Source organism: Halopseudomonas pachastrellae (assembly GCF_900114765.1).
GTDB classification, from domain to species: Bacteria; Pseudomonadota; Gammaproteobacteria; order Pseudomonadales; family Pseudomonadaceae; genus Halopseudomonas; species Halopseudomonas pachastrellae.
Genome location: NZ_FOUD01000008.1, coordinates 16,221 through 33,780, shown reverse-complemented (window position 1 = coordinate 33,780; position 17,560 = coordinate 16,221). Strand labels below are relative to the sequence as shown.

The 17,560-nt window shown below is 61.8% G+C and carries 15 protein-coding genes; 4 read left to right on the top strand and 11 right to left on the bottom strand.

The window, feature by feature from the left end:
• Window positions 1-113: 113 nt before the first annotated feature.
• Entirely contained in the window at window positions 114-2,198 is a 2,085-nt protein-coding gene (gene fusA, locus BM116_RS07695) for an elongation factor G (RefSeq protein ID WP_083724021.1), read from the bottom strand.
• Between the two features lie 311 nt (window positions 2,199-2,509).
• On the opposite strand from fusA, the gene BM116_RS18955 reads away from it, so the two are divergent.
• Together BM116_RS18955 and BM116_RS07690 are read left to right on the top strand one after the other, a co-directional pair.
• A complete protein-coding gene (locus tag BM116_RS18955; RefSeq protein ID WP_211276236.1) occupies window positions 2,510-2,713 on the top strand; it encodes a hypothetical protein in 204 nt (67 codons plus the stop codon).
• 3 nt (window positions 2,714-2,716) lie between these two features.
• A complete protein-coding gene (locus tag BM116_RS07690; protein ID WP_211276237.1) occupies window positions 2,717-3,166 on the top strand; it encodes a hypothetical protein in 450 nt (149 codons plus the stop codon).
• A 53-nt stretch (window positions 3,167-3,219) separates the two neighbouring features.
• Here the strand turns inward: BM116_RS07690 and ggt are convergent, their stop codons facing one another.
• From ggt to BM116_RS07660, 6 genes are all read right to left on the bottom strand, one after another.
• The gene (ggt, locus tag BM116_RS07685; RefSeq protein WP_090475094.1) at window positions 3,220-4,929 is read right to left on the bottom strand and encodes a gamma-glutamyltransferase; all 1,710 of its coding nucleotides are present in this window, start codon (window positions 4,927-4,929) and stop codon (window positions 3,220-3,222) included.
• A 4-nt stretch (window positions 4,930-4,933) separates the two neighbouring features.
• Window positions 4,934-5,185: a YfhL family 4Fe-4S dicluster ferredoxin gene (locus tag BM116_RS07680; protein WP_083724024.1), complete on the bottom strand. Its 252-nt coding sequence runs from the start codon at window positions 5,183-5,185 to the stop codon at window positions 4,934-4,936.
• A gap of 18 nt (window positions 5,186-5,203) precedes the next feature.
• Window positions 5,204-5,683 carry a pantetheine-phosphate adenylyltransferase gene (coaD, locus tag BM116_RS07675; RefSeq protein ID WP_083724026.1) on the bottom strand — a complete coding sequence of 160 codons (480 nt, stop codon included), beginning with the start codon at window positions 5,681-5,683 and terminating at the stop codon, window positions 5,204-5,206.
• A 111-nt stretch (window positions 5,684-5,794) separates the two neighbouring features.
• The gene (locus BM116_RS07670; protein ID WP_083724028.1) at window positions 5,795-7,384 is read right to left on the bottom strand and encodes a GMC family oxidoreductase; all 1,590 of its coding nucleotides are present in this window, start codon (window positions 7,382-7,384) and stop codon (window positions 5,795-5,797) included.
• A gap of 11 nt (window positions 7,385-7,395) precedes the next feature.
• Window positions 7,396-7,932 (bottom strand): hypothetical protein, encoded by a 537-nt coding sequence (locus BM116_RS07665; RefSeq protein ID WP_083724030.1) that lies wholly within the window; start codon window positions 7,930-7,932, stop codon window positions 7,396-7,398.
• 33 nt (window positions 7,933-7,965) lie between these two features.
• Window positions 7,966-9,408: a coniferyl aldehyde dehydrogenase gene (locus tag BM116_RS07660; protein ID WP_083724032.1), complete on the bottom strand. Its 1,443-nt coding sequence runs from the start codon at window positions 9,406-9,408 to the stop codon at window positions 7,966-7,968.
• A 164-nt stretch (window positions 9,409-9,572) separates the two neighbouring features.
• On the opposite strand from BM116_RS07660, the gene BM116_RS07655 reads away from it, so the two are divergent.
• Window positions 9,573-10,223 carry a TetR/AcrR family transcriptional regulator gene (locus BM116_RS07655; RefSeq protein ID WP_083724035.1) on the top strand — a complete coding sequence of 217 codons (651 nt, stop codon included), beginning with the start codon at window positions 9,573-9,575 and terminating at the stop codon, window positions 10,221-10,223.
• Here BM116_RS07655 and BM116_RS07650 read toward each other — a convergent pair.
• Genes BM116_RS07650 through BM116_RS07635 form a run of 4 tightly spaced genes read right to left on the bottom strand, consistent with a single transcriptional unit; the run spans window position 10,199 to window position 14,674 of the window.
• Window positions 10,199-11,215, bottom strand: coding sequence for a hydrolase (locus BM116_RS07650; protein ID WP_235846717.1), 1,017 nt, complete (start codon window positions 11,213-11,215; stop codon window positions 10,199-10,201). The genes BM116_RS07655 and BM116_RS07650 overlap by 25 nt on opposite strands.
• Window positions 11,197-11,778: a 16S rRNA (guanine(966)-N(2))-methyltransferase RsmD gene (gene rsmD, locus BM116_RS07645; protein ID WP_083724037.1), complete on the bottom strand. Its 582-nt coding sequence runs from the start codon at window positions 11,776-11,778 to the stop codon at window positions 11,197-11,199. The genes BM116_RS07650 and rsmD overlap by 19 nt, the downstream gene beginning before the upstream one ends.
• On the bottom strand, window positions 11,775-13,331 hold the full coding sequence (locus tag BM116_RS07640; RefSeq protein WP_235846716.1) for a M16 family metallopeptidase: 1,557 nt from the start codon (window positions 13,329-13,331) through the stop codon (window positions 11,775-11,777). Before BM116_RS07640 ends, rsmD begins: the two co-directional genes overlap by 4 nt.
• Complete coding sequence (locus BM116_RS07635) at window positions 13,328-14,674, bottom strand: M16 family metallopeptidase (protein ID WP_083724039.1); 1,347 nt, start codon at window positions 14,672-14,674, stop codon at window positions 13,328-13,330. Before BM116_RS07635 ends, BM116_RS07640 begins: the two co-directional genes overlap by 4 nt.
• 1,074 nt (window positions 14,675-15,748) lie before the next feature.
• Between BM116_RS07635 and ltrA the strand changes: the two genes are divergently transcribed.
• The gene (ltrA, locus tag BM116_RS07630) at window positions 15,749-17,497 is read left to right on the top strand and encodes a group II intron reverse transcriptase/maturase (protein ID WP_083724100.1); all 1,749 of its coding nucleotides are present in this window, start codon (window positions 15,749-15,751) and stop codon (window positions 17,495-17,497) included.
• Window positions 17,498-17,560: the final 63 nt, after the last annotated feature.

Here is a 17,560-nt window from a genome sequence, read left to right as displayed (position 1 = left end):
AAAGTAGGGAGGTGCGCCGCTGGAGATATCGCTCCTTGCTGATTCCCGATAACCCATAAAAAAACGCCTGATGCAGAGCATCAGGCGTTTTTCGGTGCAGAGTAACGCGAGCCTTATTTGGCTGCGCGCTTCTCTTTCTCCTTGGCGATCACGGCCTCGGCAACGTTGGCCGGGCACGCGGAGTAGTGCGAGAACTCCATGGAGAACTGACCACGACCGGAGGTCATGGTACGCAGGGTGCTGATGTAGCCGAACATTTCTGCCAGCGGTACGTCAGCCTTGATGCGAACGCCGGTTACACCGGCTTCCTGGCCAGCGATCATGCCGCGACGACGGTTCAGGTCACCGATTACGTCACCAACGTGGTCTTCAGGCGTGAACACGTCTACCTTCATGACCGGCTCCAGCAGCTGCGGGCCAGCTTTGGGCATGGACTGACGGAAGGCACCCTTGGCGGCGATTTCGAACGCGATGGCCGAGGAGTCAACGGCGTGGAAGCCACCGTCGGTCAGCTCGAAGTCAACGTCCAGAACCGGGAAGCCAGCCAGCGGGCCAGTACCCATCAGAGAGGCAAAGCCCTTCTCGATGGCCGGGAAGAATTCCTTCGGTACGTTACCGCCAACAACGCTGGACTTGAAGGTGAAGCCGGAGTTCGGCTCGCCGGGACGGATGACGTAGTCGATCTTACCGTACTGACCGGAACCACCCGACTGCTTCTTGTGGGTGTAGCTGTCTTCAACTTCGCGAGTGATGGTTTCGCGGTAGGCAACCTGCGGCTGACCTACAACCAGTTCAACGCCGTAGGTACGCTTGAGGATGTCGACCTTGATGTCCAGGTGCAGCTCGCCCATGCCCTTGAGGATGGTTTCGCCGGAATCCGGATCGGTTTCAACGCGGAAGGTCGGATCTTCAGCAACCATCTTGCCGATGGCAACGCCCATCTTCTCGGTGGAGCCCTTGTCTTTAGGCTCAACGGAGATGGAGATTACCGGCTCGGGGAAGACCATTGCTTCCAGGGTGCAGGGGTTCTTCGGATCACACAGGGTGTGACCGGTCTGAACGTTCTTCATGCCCACGATGGCGATGATGTCGCCCGCGGTAGCGAAGGTCAGTTCGTTACGCTCGTCTGCCTGCATTTCCACCATGCGGCCAACGCGCTCGGTCTTGCCGGTGAAGGAGTTCAGGATGGTGTCACCCTTGTTCAGCTTACCGGAGTAGATGCGGTAGAAGGTCAGGGCGCCGAAACGGTCGTCCATGATCTTGAATGCCAGGGCGCGGAAAGGCTCGTCCGGAGAAACGATAGCGAACTTGCCAGTCGGGTTACCTTCTTCGTCGGTCAGCGGCTGCGGGTTAACCTCAGTCGGCGACGGCAGGTAGTCAACAACGGCGTCAAGCAGCAGTTGCATGCCTTTGTTCTTGAACGCGGAGCCGCAGTAGGTCGGGAAGAACGCCAGTTCCAGAGTGCCCTTGCGGATGCAGCGCTTGATGTCTTCGATGGAGGGCTCTTCGCCGTCCATGTAGGCCATCATCAGGTCGTCGTCCATTTCGACAGCCATTTCGATCAGCTGCTCGCGATAGGTTTCGACGTCGTCAGCCATGTCTGCCGGTACGTCTTCGACCTTATAGTTTTCCGGCTGTCCGGTTTCGTCCCAGATGTAGGCCTGACGGGTCAGCAGGTCAACAACACCAGAGAAGGTGTCTTCGCGGCCGATCGGCAGGGTCATGATCAGCGGCTTGGCGCCCAGCACGTTCTTGACCTGCTCGGTTACGCGGATGAAGTCTGCACCGATACGGTCCAGCTTGTTGACGAAGATCAGACGGGAAACTTTGGAGTCGTTCGCATAGCGCCAGTTGGTTTCGGACTGGGGCTCAACGCCGCCGGAACCACAGAATACGCCGATACCGCCGTCGAGTACTTTCAGCGAGCGATACACTTCTACGGTGAAGTCAACGTGGCCGGGGGTGTCGATGACGTTGAAGCGGTGGCCTTTCCAGAAGCAGCTGACAGCAGCGGACTGAATGGTAATACCGCGCTCGGCTTCCTGTTCCATGAAGTCGGTGGTGGACTCACCCTCGTGTACTTCACCCAGCCTGTGGATCTTGCCGGTGAGCTTGAGGATACGTTCAGTTGTAGTGGTTTTACCGGCATCAACGTGGGCGAAGATACCAATATTGCGGTAGAGGGATAGATCAGTCATGGCACTCTCTGATAGCCGGGTGGAAAAAACAGGCGGTTAATATACAGGAATCGGAAAAGAAACTCTCGGCTTTTACGATGAAATGGTGTTAAGCCCGCTGCCGCCTGTCTGGCGGTGGGCGTGTTGGGTGTCGATAAAGGCTCCTGCCGGGCATTGGGATCATGGGACTTTGCCATTTTGGCGCATCAGCCAGCGTGATCTGGCGGCGCATGGGGTGTCCGGCTGTTATGGTCCGCTTTTTGTTGCAGTAGCTTTGCAGCGCCTTGATATCAATCGGCCGAACGGAGAGGCACGTGATATAGAGCAGGGCGGTGACGCCTTCGTTAAAGAGCGCGTCGGCATTTCAGGCGCCGCACATCTACGTCATTCTTTTTGTATTTACCGCCATCGCAGTGGTGCTCACGCACTTTATTTCTGCCGGCCTGTATGACCGGGTAATGCTGAAGAACGGTCGGGTTGCAATCAACCCCGAGAGTTATCGCCAGGTCGAGGCGACCCCGGTCAGTCTGGAGTAGTTCGTGCTGGCGATTCCCCAGGGCCTGGTCGATGCCTCCATGGTGGTGTTCTTCACCTTTATCATCGGCGGCCTGTTCATAGTCATCCGCACCACGGGCGTGATCGACATCGCCGTGGACAAGCTGACTCGCCGCCTTGCCAACCGCTCCGTGCTTATTCTGCCGCTGATGATCGCACTGCGTTTTGACAGTATTACTGCAGTGGGCGTCGCGCTGCTGGTGACGACCGCCGGGTTCTCCGCCGGGGTGCTGAACCCGATCAACACTGGCCTGGGGCAGATGATCGCCGAGGTGCCGATTTACTCCGGCGCCGGCTTGCGCTCCATGTTGTTTCTGCTGCTGATTGGCTCGGGTGTGCTCAATATCACCCGTTGTGCGCTCAAGGTGCGGGCCAACCCGGAGTTTAGCCTGATGGCCGATGACAGCAAGGAAGCCGAAAAGCGCCGCCATTAAAAGGTTTTTATACGAATACCTTTGCGTCGTGATGCGGTCGGGCTAGTGCCGGGTTATTCGCTTGGTACCGGTGCCGCCTGCTCCTGCACGCTGGCCGCGCCGATACCGCGAGGGTCGCTGGCCGCGCTGACGCGGTTCTCGGTCTTGTCCCAGGAGACCGCGTGCATGTTGCCGTAATCGCGGCCGACAGGCTCGATGCGATGGCCCATGGCTTCAAGGGTTTCACGCTCCTGCTCTGTGAAGGCGGCGTCTTCGACCTGAATGTAGTCCGGCAGATACTGGTGGTGAAAGCGCGGGCGGCTGACCCAGCGGTCGACCGGCTCGCCATGCATGGCTTCCAGCGCTCCGAGCAGCACCATGGTAATGATGCGGCTGCCGCCGGGGGTGCCGAGCAGCGCCAACTGCTGGTCGTTTTCCAGCATGGTCGGAGTCATGCTTGAGAGCGGGCGCTTGCCGGGGGCGATAGCATTGGCCTCGCTGCCGGCCAGGCCGTAGGCGTTGCTGCCGCTCGGGTCGGCGGCAAAGTCGTCCATTTCGTTGTTGAGCAGCACGCCGGTGCCGGGCGGGGTAAAGGCCGCGCCAAAGGGCAGGTTGATGCTCAGGGTGGCCGACACGGCATTTCCATCGGCGTCCATCAGCGAGAAATGGGTGGTGTTGGTGCCCTCGTGGAAGTCACGCAGCGGCCCCAGCTCGCTGCTCGGAGTTGCGCGCTCAGGGTTGATGTCCTGCGCCATAGCCACGGCGTAGGCCTTGGAGGTCAGATCGGCCACCGGTACCGATACAAAATCGTTGTCGCCCAGCAGCATGGCGCGGTCGCGGTAGACGCGGCGCATCAGCTCGACCAGCTGGTGGGTCTGCTCAATTGAGCGATTGGGGCTGGCAGGTAGCGCGGGCAGCGCCTGCAGAATGCCGGCCAGCGCAATGCCGCCAGCGGACGGCAGCGGCGCGCTGATGACCTGATAGCCGCCGCTGGAAAAGCGAATGGGGCTGCGTTCGATAACCCGGTAGTTGTCCAGATCCTGTTGCTGCCAGACGCCACCCGCAGCCTGCACGCCGCGCAGCAGTTGTTCGGCAACCGGGCCACGGTAGAAACCGTCGCGGCCGTTGCTGGCAATAGCACGCAGGGTGTTTGCCAGGTCGGGCTGGGTAATCAGCGTGCCGGTTTCGGGTGCCTGATTGTCACGCAGAAACAGCCGCGCGGTTTCGGCGTCGCGCTGCATGGCGGCCAGCCGGTAGCCGACCAGCGTGCGGTAGTGCTCGCTGCTGTTGAAGCCGTTTTCTGCCGCCTCGATGGCGGGGGCCAGCGACTGGGCCAGCGGCAGGCGGCCGTAGTGCTCGGCAAGATGAACCAGTGCAGCCGGGATGCCGGGAATGCCGGCGGCCAGCGGCCCATTGATGGCCGGGTCGCGCTGTACCTCGCCGCTGGCATCGCGGTAGAGGTCGCGGCCGGCTTTGCCCGGTGCGGTTTCGCGGGCGTCGATAAAGCGGTAGGGCTGGTCGGCGTTGCCGGGTTGGCGCAGCAGGAAGAAGCCGCCGCCGCCAATGCCTGAGCTATAAGGCTCGACCACGGCCAGGGTGGCCGCCACCGCGATGGCGGCATCGAAGGCGTTGCCGCCATCGGCCATGATCTCAAGGCCTGCTTCGGTGGCAATCGGGTGGGCGCTGGCGACCGCGTTGCGGCCTGGGCCGTCCGCCGCCAGCAGGGGAGTGCTGCACAGCAGCAGCACGCTGAGGCTGAGGGTACGGCGCAGGCGAGTCATCATGCGTTTAGGCCTGGCCGGTGATGATCTTGTATTTGTCCATCAGCTCGTCCTTGCTTTCGACGTTGTCCGGGTCCAGCGGGATGCAGTCCACCGGGCAGACCTGCTGGCACTGGGGTTCGTCAAAATGGCCGACGCACTCGGTGCACAGGTTGGGATCGATGACGTAAATCTCTTCGCCCTGGGAGATTGCACCGTTGGGGCACTCGGGCTCGCAGACATCGCAGTTGATGCAGTCGTCGGTAATGATCAGTGACATGCTCTGACTCCTGCCGACTCAGCCGCTGAAGCGCTCGGTCAGCGCCTCGTTGACCACCGGGTGGACGAACTTGGTGACATCACCGCCCAGAGCGGCAATTTCACGCACCAGTGTGGACGAAATGTAGGAGTACTTCTCCGACGGCGTCAGGAACAGGCTTTCCACGTCGGGCGCCAATACGCGGTTCATGTTCGCCAGCTGGAATTCGTACTCAAAGTCGGAGACCGCGCGCAGGCCGCGCAGCAGCACGTTGGCGTCCACTTCCTTGACGAAGTGCGCCAGCAGGGACGAAAAGCCGACCACTTCGACGTTGGGCAAATGGCTCAGCACCGTCTTGGCCATGTCGACGCGTTGCTCCAGCGAGAAGGCCGGGTTCTTCTTCGGGCTGGCGGCAACAGCCACTACCACGCGGTCAAACAGTCGCGCGGCGCGCTCAACCAGATCGGTGTGGCCTTTGGTGATGGGGTCGAAGGTGCCGGGATAGAGTACGGTGTTCATGCCAGAGCGGGTCCTGCAGCGGGTGGTTGAGAGGCAGATGGTAGCTTAACAACCGCCGAAAACCCAGCTATGCGGGGTCGGCGGCGCGCTCGGGCGCCACCGACCGGACGCTCAGGTGAGATCGCTGGCCAGCTGGCTTGCCAGCCGGGCGACGAGCCCGTAGATCGACAGCTGCGGGTTGGCGCCAATGCTGGTGGGTAACAGCGAGCCATCGAGAATCGACAGGTTTGCCAGTTGGTGGTGGCGGCCCCGGCTGTCGACCACCGCGGTTTGCGGGTCATCGCCCATGGCGCAGCCACCCATGACGTGAGCGCTGGCCAGGCGCACGTCGTGGGCGCGGTAGGACAACTCGGCAACCTGCGTCTGGAAGTCGGCCCAGCTGGTGCTCAGGCGCCCGTGGGCGTGGCTCGGCATGACCGCCTTGGCGCCAGCGGCGAACTGGATCTCGCCCATGCTCAGGTAGGCGCGGCGCACGCCATCCCAGAGATAGTCGTTGAGCGGGTAGTCCAGTACCGGGTCACCGTTGTCGCGCAGGCTGACGCTACCGCCCTGGCTCTGTTCGTGGAAACCGTCACGCAGCAGCGCCAGCAGGATGTTGCTCTGCGGCAGCGCTGCCATGCGTTGGAACCCCTGCATGCCAAAGCCGCCCATCAGGGTGGCGGTGATGCTGGGCTGCATGGGCGGCACTTCCAGTTTGTAGCCCATGGGGCCGCTGGTGCCCTGATCCCACTGAAAGTGGTCCGAGTAGATCGACTGCGGCGCACCATAGTAGCCGTGGATGTCGCGATCATATTGGGCCAGGGTCAGGTTGACCGGGTGCAGGAAGGTACGTTTGCCGACGCGCTGGTGCGGGTCTGGCGCCTCGGAGCGCAGCAGCAGACCGGGGTTGTTGATGCCGCCACCGGCCAGCACGATGTGCGGTGCGCGCAGCGTCAGGCGTTGCCCGGCCGGGCGGCTGAGATGGGCGTCCATGGCGCGGCAGTGTACGGCGCTGACGCGGTCGCCACTGAACGACAGGCGCTCGGCGCGGGCGCTGTGTACCAGCACGGCGCCCTTGTCCAGCGCTGCCGGCAGGGTGGTTACCAGCATCGACTGCTTGGCGTTGGTCGGGCAGCCGGTGCCACAGTAGCCCAGATTCCAGCAGCCACGTACGTTGCGGGGAATGACCTTCCAGTGGTAGCCCAGCTGCTCGCAGCCCTGACGAATGACATCGTTGTTGGCGTTTGGCGGTACAGCCCAGGGTGCTACGCCCAAGCGTTCCTCCATCTTGGCGAACCAGGGTGCCATGCTGTCGCTGTCCAGCCCTGTCACATTGTGCTCGCTGGCCCAGTGCGCCAGGGTCGGGTCGGGTGTGCGGAAGCTGCTGGTCCAGTTGACTGTGGTGGTGCCGCCCACGGTGCGACCCTGCAGGATGCCAATGGTGGCGTCGGCAGTGGCGCGGGCCGAGGCTTCCTGGTACAGCTCGGCGTAGGCCTTGGCTTCGTCATTTTTGAAGTCGCTGGAGGTTTTCAGCGAGCCTTCTTCTACCAGCAGTACACGCAGGCCGGCGTTGGCCAGAATTTCGGCGCTGGTGCCGCCACCGGCGCCGGTGCCGATGATGATGACGTCGGCTTCGAGTTCGCGCTCGCTGTCCAGCTCGCGCGCATCAATGACCTGCCAGCCGCGGGCCAGGCCCTGCAGGAATATATCGGGTACGGGCATGAAAAGACCTCTCAGACTTGCGGCGGGCCGGGGTAGCCAACGGCTGCCCAGGATTGCGGGGTGGCGTACCAGGACAGCTGCAGTAGTTGCAGCAGGGCCTTGTGCCCCTTGCGCAGCAGCTCGAAGCGGCTGTCGCGCCAGCGCAGTAGAAAGGCCTCCAGCTGAGCCGGGCTGGCCTGGGCGAGATCACCCCAGATGCCGGTCAGCGGCCCGCGGGTCAGCGGCAGCGACAGCATGCCCAGGAGGTTGAGCACTTCATCCTGCACAAAAGGGGAGGCGGCCTGCAGGGAGCGGTCCAGCTGCGCTGTCGCGGCGTTGACGGCCTCGCCATCGTCAAAGGCCGGATGCGGGCCGATCACTGCGGGGTAGAGCGCGCGCAGCAGGGGCAGGTCGGAGTCGCGCAGCACGGCAAGGTGCTTGGCCGGGCCGCTGCTGCTGCAACCGCTGAGGCTGGCGGTCAGGCCAGCGGTGCCGAGCACCATGGTGGCGCCCAGCCCCAGCTTGAGCAGGCTGCGCCGGCCAAGGCTCGGTGAGGTGATATCAGACATGATGTTTCTTCTTGTTGTTGTCGTGTTTGCTTTTCAGCGTAGAAAGAATTTGTACACCAGGTTTAGTAGTTTGCCACCGTAGGGCGGGTAGATCGGTTTGGCGCCGTTGTAACGCTGCTTGATGTACACGCCCTTGGCCTTGCTCATGGTGAGGAAGCCTTCGTGGCCGTGATAATGGCCCATGCCGGAGGCGCCGATGCCGCCGAACGGCATGTCGTCCTGGGCCACGTGCAGCAAGGCATCGTTGATGCACATGCCACCGGCGTGGGTCTGGTCCATCAGGCGCTGCTGTTCGGCCTTGTCGTAGCCGAAGTAGTAGAGCGCCAGCGGGCGGGGGCGCTCGGCAATGTAGTCGAGCGCCGCATCCAGATTGTCGTACGGCAGAATTGGCAGCAGCGGGCCGAAGATCTCGTCCTGCATGACCTTCATATCGTCGGTCACGTCCAGTAGCAGGGTGGGGGCGATGATGCGCGTGCCACTCAGGTCTTCGTTGGCCGGGTTGACCGGCAGAATGCGCGCGCCTTTCTCTTCGGCATCGGTCAGATAGCTCTGCAACCGCTGGTATTGGCGCGGGTTGATGACCTGGGTGAAGTCGGCGTTGTCGCGCAGACACGGGTACATCTGCGCAAACTGCTGGTGCAGAGCCTGGGTCAGGTCCTCGATGCGGCTACGCGGGCAGAGGATGTAATCGGGGGCAACGCAGGTCTGGCCGGCATTCACGCCCTTGCCGAAGGCAATGCGCTCGGCCGCGTCATTCAGCGGTACATCGGCGGAGATGATGGCCGGTGACTTGCCGCCCAGTTCCAGGGTGACCGGGGTCAGGTTGTCGGCGGCGGCGCGCATCACATGGCGACCAATACTGGTGGCACCGGTGAACAGCAGGTGATCAAAGGCCAGTTTGGAGAAGGCGACACCCACCTCGGCCTCGCCGGTAACCACAGCAACGTGATCCTCGGGGAATATCTCACCCAGCAGTTGCTCCAGTACCTCGGCGGTGCGCGGGGTGGATTCGCTCATCTTGATCATCGCCCGGTTGCCGGCCGACAGCGCGGTGATCAGCGGCCCGATAGCCAGAAACAAGGGGTAGTTCCACGGCACGATAATGCCGACCACGCCCAGCGGCTGATAGATGACCTGCGCCTTGGCCGGCTGGAAGGCCAGCCCGACCTTGCGGCGTGAAGGCTTCATCCAGCCTTTGACCCGCTTGCTGGCGTAGTGAATGCCTTCAAGCGAGGGCATGATCTCGGCCAGCCGGGTCTCATCCGCCGAGCGCCGGCCGAAGTCTTCTCCGATGGCATCGATCAGCGCCTGCTGGTGTTTTAGAACCCCATGCTTGAGAGCCTGCAGGTGTTGAATGCGCTCGTCGGCGGAGGGCATGGGGGCCTTGCGAAAAGCCGCGCGCTGGGCTTCGAACAGGTCGTTCATGCGGCTGATGGAGTGCTGCTGCTCTTGCATGTAGGCAATATCGGCTACCATGGTGCCTCCCTCGGCTGGGCTGTTGAGCCAGCGCTGTCTTGTTGTTATCGGCTTTGGTGTTGTCGGCGAGGGGTGTGAGTCCTGCCGTGTACGTTATGGACTGTATTTCTAGAGTAATTGCTCTAAAGTGTCAAATAATCCGTGAGTGAAGCCGACCAACGACCATGAAAACCCGCGACCGCATCATCGAAGCCAGTCTGCAGTTGTTCAACGAGCAGGGCGAGCGCGCTGTCACCACCAACCACATTGCAGCGCATCTGGGCATGTCGCCGGGTAACCTCTATTACCACTTCCGCAACAAGCAGCAAATCATTGCCGAGCTGTTTGAGCGCTACGCCGCCGAGGCCGAGCAGAACCTGGCCTTGCCAGAGGGGCGGGCGCTCGACCTGGATGACAAGGCGCGCTATCTGGAGACGATGGGCGCAACCATGTGGCGTTATCGCTTTATGCTGCGTGATCTGGAGCACCTGCTGGCCAGCGACACCCAGCTGGCGGCGCGCTACCGGGCGTTTTCACGCCATGCGCTGCATGCGATTGAGGCAATCTTTCAGGGCACCATTGATGCGGGCATTCTGGATGCGCGCTATGCCAACGCCGAGGTGCTGGCACTCAACAGCTGGTTGCTGATGACCAGCTGGGTCAACTTTCTCTGCACCACCATGCTCAACGATGCACAGGATGACCTGACGCCGCAGATGCTGCGACGCGGTGTGTATCAGGTGCTGGCGCAGGAGAGAGGGCTGCTCAGCGAGGCGGCGCGTCCGGAGGTTGAGGTGATGTTGGAGCGGCTCTACTCGCCGCTGGCGGCAGACTGAAGCTGGTGCTGGAGCCAGGCGGGAATGCGGCGTTCCAGATAGTAGCGTGGCCGCCAAGGCGGTCCCTCGATAAAGCCGACGTGGCCGCCGCCCTGATGCAGCTCAAACTCGGTACGCGGACCCAGTTCGCTCAGCTGCGGCAGGCTGTGCGGGTAGACGAAGGGGTCGTTGTGGGCCTGAATCAGCAGGCAGGGCACCTGAATTGCGCCCAGAAAGTACCGGCTGCTGCAGCGTCGATAATAGTCCTGCGCGCTGGCATAGCCGTGCAGCGGCGCGGTCACCCGGCCATCGAAATCCCAGAAGGTATCCATCCCCTCCATTGAGCCCAGCGCATCCAGTCGCGCATGCTCGCTATGCCAGCCCTGGTGCTGGAATAGCCGCTTCTTGTTGCTGACATAAGCCAGCATGTCGCGCATGAAGCGGCTCTGATAGACCCGGGAAAAGCCCTCGCTGATGCGGTCGGCGCATTCATCCAGCCGGAATGGCACCGAGACCGCGACCGCTGCCTGCAGCGGGCATTGATCCGCGCATTCACCTAGATACTTGAGCAGCACGTTGCCGCCCAGCGAGTAACCGGCGGCTGCCAGCGTGCGCCCGGGGTAGCGCAGCAGCACATGGTTGACCACCTCGGCCAGATCATCGCTGGCACCCGAGTGGTAGGCACGGGCGCTGTGGTTGGGCTCGCCCGAGCAGCCGCGCCAGTTGACCGCCGCACTGCGCCAGCCAAGTGCGGCCAGCTGCCGCTGCTGACCGAGGATATACAGTGAGCTGGAGCTGCCGGTCAGGCCGTGCAGCAGAATCACGCAGGGGTGCTCCGGGTTGTCCGGGCCAAACCAGTCCAGATCAATAAAGTCGCCGTCGGCCAGCGTCAGGCGTTCACGCTGGCGCTGTAATTGGGGAGGGCGGCGCAGCAGCGGGCTGAACAGGGTCTGCAGGTGGCCGCCGGGCAGCCAGCGCGCAGGCCGAAAGCGGCTCACGCTGTGCGGTGCCACAGGCTGTACCAGACCTGGCCAGCGCGCTTTTCACGGTACAGTTGCCAGCTGCCGGGCAGGGTCAGCTGGCTGGGCGACTGCTCGCTTTCGATATAGATCTGCGCCTCTTCAGCCAGCCAGCCGTTGGCTTCCAGTGCTGTGCAGGCCGGCTCCAGTAGGCCCTGATGGAAGGGCGGGTCGAGAAACACCAGATCAAACTGGCGCGGCGGTGTGCCGCTCAGCAGTGACAGGCCGTCCTGCTGGACCACCTCGGCGCGGTCGCACTCCAGTGTCTGCAGGTGGCCGCGCAGGGTCTGCACCACATCCCGGCTGAGGTCGCCGGCCAGGGCGCTGGCGGCGCCGCGCGAGAGCGCCTCCAGGGTGAGCGCGCCGCTGCCGGTGAACGGATCAAGGCAATGGGCGCCGGGTACGTCGCTGCTCAGCCAGTTGAACAGGGTTTCGCGCACCCGGTCCGGGGTCGGACGCAGGCCCGGCTGTTCGGTAAAGGTGAAGCGGCGGCTGCGCCACTCGCCAGCGATGATGCGCAGCTGGCTGACGCGCGCCTTGGTGCGAACGGGTTTCATGCGTCCTCGCCCTCCGTGGTCTGGGCGGCCGAGTCGCCGTCGGTCTCGCTGTTGGTGTTGTCTTGCTCCGTCTCAGGCTCAGGCTGCGGCGGGCCAACGGTGATGATCACGCGCTCGCTGGCGGGCAGATGGCGGGCAAAGGCGTCGCGAATGTCCCCGGTGGTCAAGGCCTGCACGCGGTCAAGGAACAGCTGCATGTAATTCAGCGGCAGGTCATAGAAGCCGATGGCGCCCAGTTGCGAGACGATGGCGCCGTTGCTCGCGGTGCTCAGCGGAAACTCGCCCAGCATCTGCTGCTTGGCGCGGCTCAGTTCGGTGTCGGTCGGGCCGGTGAGGATGAACTCGTCCAGTACCTGGTTGGCTACGTCCAATGCCTGCTCGGCCTGATCGGCGCGGGTCTGAATGCTGATGTAGAAGGGGCCGGGGGCCTGCATGGCGCTGAAGGTGCTGCGCGGCGAGTAGGCCAGGCCGCGTTGCTCACGAATCTCGTCGACCAGGCGAGAGCCAAAACCGCCGCCGCCGAGGATCTGGTTGCCCAGATACAGCGCGGCGTAGTCCGGATCGTCGCGGCTGATGCCCTGCTGGGCGATCAGCACGTGGGTCTGGTTGCTGGCAAAGTCGATGTGCTGGGTGCTGGCGCTGACCGGCTCGGGGGCCGGGGTGCGCGGTGCAGCATCGCCCTGCGGCATGGCGTCGGCCAGGTGCTGGGCCAATTGCTCGGCGCGCTGGCGGTCAACCGCGCCAACCAGGGCGATCACGGCATTGCCGGCGCTGTAGTAGGTTTGCTGGAAACCTTGCAGGTCTTCACGGGTGATCGCGTTGATGCTCTCTTCCGTCCCGTCCGGCGGGATGCCGTAGGGGTGGCCGGCGTACAGGGTCGACCAGAGCGCGTCGCTGGCCTGGCTGCCCGGGCGCTGGCGGGCATAGCGCAGGCCGGCCAGCATCTGCTCGCGGATACGCTGCAGCGAGGCCTCGGGGAAGCTGGGTTTGGCCAGTATCTGCGCAAACAGTGACAGCGCAGGTTCCAGCTTGTCGCTGGCGGTCAGAGTGCGCAGACCGAGCAGCCCCATGTCGCGGTGCGAGCTGTTGCTGAACTGCGCGCCCAGGCGCTCAAAGCCTGCTGCGATATCGCCGGCATCCAGGTTGCCGGTGCCTTCGTTGAGCATGGCGTTGGTAAAACCGGCCAGACCCGGCAGTTCGCCATCGCGGCTGGCGCCGGCGGCAAACAGGATCTGCACGTCCAGCATCGGCAGCTCGTCGGCCTGCATGTAATACACCGGCGTGCCCTGACTGGTCTGCCAGTGCTGCAGGTCCAGCCCGCGGCGTGCCGGCGGGGTGTCCAGGTCCAGCTCTTCCAGCGACTGCAGCGCCGGCAGCGGCTCGCCAAAGACTTCGCTGGCGGTATCGGTGGCCACCGGCGCCTCGCTGGGCACGCTGACCGGTTCGGGGATGGACTGCTCGGGCGCACGCTCAACCAGCAGAAACAGCATGCCGCCCAGTACCAGCAGGGCAATCAGCCAGCGCAGGGCAGAAAACGGGGAACGGGGGCTCATGGTTGCGCCTCCTCGGCAAGCGGCAGGTTGTAGCTGCGGGTGTAGCGTTCGCGTGTCAGGTATTTGCGGGCCACCTCGCTGATCTGTTCGGGGGTAATGGCCTGCAGGGCTGCAGTGTCTTCGTCTACCAGCTCCCAGGGCAGACCGACGACTTCCAGCTCACCGATGCGATTGGCCTGCGCCATGAAGCTGTCCTGGGCGTAGACCAGCCCGGCGACCACCTGGGCCTGCACGCGGGACAGCTCGTCTGCGCTGGGCGGGTTTTGCTTGAGCTCGTCGATCTCTTTCCAGATCGCCTCTTCCAGCTGCGGCAGGTCGATGTTGCGCGCCTCGTTGGGGATGCCGCTGAAGATAAACAGGCTGTCACCCCGGGTGAAGGCGTCGTAGCTGGTGCCCACCGAGGTGGCGACCGCATCGCCTCGCTCCAGGTGACTCGGCAGGCGGGCGCTGTAGCCGCCGTCCAGCACGGCGCCGAGCAGGCGCAGAGCGTGTACTTCCCAGGCCTCGCTGACGGTATTCAGCGACGGCACGTTGAAGCCCATCAGCAGGGTCGGCAGTTGCAGATCCAGGTGCAGGGTCATGCTGCGCTCGCCGGGCGCCGGCAGTTCCAGGGGCTTGCGGACCTGCGGTGCGTCGCCGGCCGGCACGGCGCCAAAGTAACGCTCGACCAGCGGCTTGACCGTCTCGGGGTACACGTCGCCGACAATCACCAGTACGGCGTTGCCCGGCACATAGTGCTGCTGGTACCAGGCGCGCAGGTCCTCGATGCCCATGCGCTCGATGTCGTGCATCCAGCCGATAACCGGCTGGCCATAGGGGTTGGCGGTGTAGGCCTGAGCGAGGAAGCGCTCGTAGGCCAGGCCGTTGGGGTTGTCATCCACGCGCATGCGGCGCTCTTCCTTGATGACCTCGATCTCCTTGACGAACTCGTCTTCGGGCAGGGTCAGCAGGTGCATGCGCTCGGCTTCCATCTCCAGCGCTACCGGCAGCTGGTCGCGGCTGAGCATCTGGTAGTAGGCGGTGTAGTCGCGGCTGGTCATGGCATTTTCGCTGGCGCCCAGGCTACTCAGCAGGTGGGATGCCTGGCCGGGCTCAAGGTGCTTGCTGCCCTTGAACATCATGTGCTCCAGCGCGTGGGACAGGCCCGTTTGTCCGGGCGGCTCATCAACGCCGCCGACCTTGTACCAGACTTGCGAGACAACAACCGGCGCGCGGTGGTCCTCGCGGATGATGACCTGCAGGCCATTGTCCAGGGTGTAGCTGTGGGTGGGCTGGCGGGCCTCGGCGTGGGCCAGCGGTGCCAGCAGCGGAAGCAGAAGCAGGAGGTAGCGCAAGGGCTGCATGCAGGTTTCCTGTTGTACGGCGTGGTCGAAGGGCGAGCCGGCAGACGGCTGCTGCGGGTCATACCGCCCTCGGCTGAAGTGGGGTAGGATAACCCAACCTGTGCGACACGTGTCGCGCTCATGGAGTAGGGTAGCTGGCCCGTTGATCCCAACTTGTTGATAAACAAGAAAAACAGCATGAGAGTTGCTAGCAAGCACAAGAAGACAGGGGCGGAGCCGCTGTGTTCGTTAAAGCATTCCTAATGCCTTAAAAATTCGCGATCTTGGTTGAAATTTAACCATTTCGTGACGGTTGTAATAATTGGAAACAATTAGTCCAACTGCAAATCGTGCCCTAGGGGCGGCCATCTGCCCCTGCCTAGGGACAGTTGCGTCTGCCATGCCAACGCTGCGAAGCGCAGGCGCAACTCAATAATAGAGCGCAAGCTCTTCATCGAAATGTCGGGACGAAGCGTGTGTTTCGTTATCCGACCCAGCATATGCCTGCTGGTCTGCTAGGAGAGCATGCATACGGGGCCAACCTGTATGTGTGAAGCCTCTCCGACAATGTCCTAATAACCCGACCGTGAGGAAGGGCCTTCTCTGCGAGCTATACGTGGGGATAGGGCTAGCAGCAGTAACCACATGACTAACATATGTGAATTCTCGACAGACCCCTCGTCACTATCAACGGGCCTACGATAGCTATCGGCCTCAGCCAAAACGGCAACGCAGCTGGTTATTCCTGTGGGTTTAAGGAATACGGCATCAACACAGCTGTCGGGGGAAAGAGAAAGTCTAAATGGTGAAACGGTTCGATGAAGGGAACGTGGAAATCCTGACCACCTGCCAGCTAACGCTGGCAAGCCGCGCGTAAGCAAGGCCGACGGGTGTGAGGAAGGGGAGGCAACAAAAAGCAAATGCCAGGCTGTAATGGCTTGGATATCGGATGAAACATACCGACGTCAGAAATGGTGGCTGACTTGTTGCTGGTTTATGAGGGCAGGAAGACCTGCTGAAGCCTAAATAAAGGACCCGATGGGGACGGACCTCCCCATCAGGGGTACGTCCGTCCAGGGTTTCTTGGAGGACAGTATGAAAAATCATGAAGGAACATCTGATTCTGCGTCCCCCGCCGTCCATGGTTGGCACCAGCTAGACTGGGGTCATATCAATCGGTCGGTTAGGAAAACGCAGTTAAGGATTGCTCAGGCTACACGGGACAACGACTGGCGGAGAGTAGGAAGGCTGCAACGGTTGCTGACCCGCTCGTTTTATGGCCGTTGTTGGGCCGTTAAACGGGTGACGGAAAACAGGGGGCGTAGGACCCCCGGTGTTGATGGGCAAACATGGGGTACGCCCAAGGCCAAATGGACTGCCGTTAGTAGGTTGTCAAAAACGCGAGGGTACAGGCCCAGACCGCTTCGGCGGGTATGGATACCCAAACCCGGGAAAACGGAAAGGCGTCCGTTGGGAATTCCCACGATGCTGGACCGCGCAATGCAAGCGCTTTACCTGCTTGCCTTGGAGCCAGTGGTAGAAACGACAAGCGACCCCGGATCCTACGGGTTCAGGTCCGACCGATCTACCGCCGACGCGATGGTGGAACTATTCCACCTGCTATCCCCAAAAACGGGGCCGCAGTGGGTTATGGATGCCGACATCAAAAGTTTTTTTGACAAAATAAGCCATGACTGGCTGCTTAAGTCTGTTCCTATGGACAAGAGCATGCTTCGGAAATGGCTGAAAGCCGGAGTGATTGACCGGCATACGCTGAGGGCAACGGAAGAAGGAACGCCGCAGGGTGGAATCATCTCGCCTTGTCTGGCCAACGCCACCTTGAATGGGCTGGAAACCGAACTGAAAACACATCTGTATGAGCAGTTCGGAAAAACCAGAGGGAGCAAACTCAAGGTCAATGTAGTGCGCTATGCAGATGATTTCGTAGTCCTAGCCAGCTCAAAAGAACTGCTAGAGGAAACCATCAGACCGTGGATAGAAGCATTCCTGGCTGTACGGAGTGTGGAGCTATCTCCGGAGAAAACGCAGATCGTACGCATTGAAGATGGGTTCGATTTTCTGGGGTGGAACTTCCGTAAATACGTGCTCAAGTCACATCACAAGGGCTCTAAACTGCTGATCAAGCCAACCAAGGAAAACGCGCAGGCGTTTTATAGGAAGGTACGAGAAGTAATCCGGGGCAGTGGGGATATGACGCAGGAAGCGCTCATTGGGCGGTTGAATCCAATATTGCGGGGGTGGGCTAACTACCATTCTCCCGTAGTGGCTAAGGAAACCTTCAGTGCGCTGGATAGGCATATCCAATGGCGACTCAGGAGGTGGGCAAAACGGCGGCATCCAAAGAAGTCTATTCTATGGATCAGAAAGAAGTACTTCCATTCCATAGGCGGGCGGAATTGGGTGTTTGCCAAACCCTATAAAACTGAACAAGGTGAAGTAACGTACAAGCAGCTATATCTATTGGCTGAAACCGCAATCGTGCGGCAAAAGCGGCTACCTGGGGCGTATAGCCCCTTCGATCCGGAGCACGAGTTGAAGTGGGAAGCGATCAGAATCAAACGGATGCAGCACAAGCTGCGTTATCGGAAACAGGTTCTGTGGCTTTTCAGGAGACAGCAAGGCAAGTGTGCCTTGTGCGGGAGCGCGATCAGCAAGGACACCGGCTGGCACGATCATCACATTGTAAGACGTGTGGATGGTGGGTCAGACAAGCTGGGAAATCGCGCGTTGCTTCACCCCAATTGCCATGCCCAGTTGCATAGTCAGCATGGTTCAGTAGCTCTGAGACACAGCGGAATTAAGGACATCCGCTCCTCATCGTAACCGGGTCAGTGTAAACTGGCTTTTTCATAGGCTTGAGCCGTATGCGAGGAAACTCGCACGTAC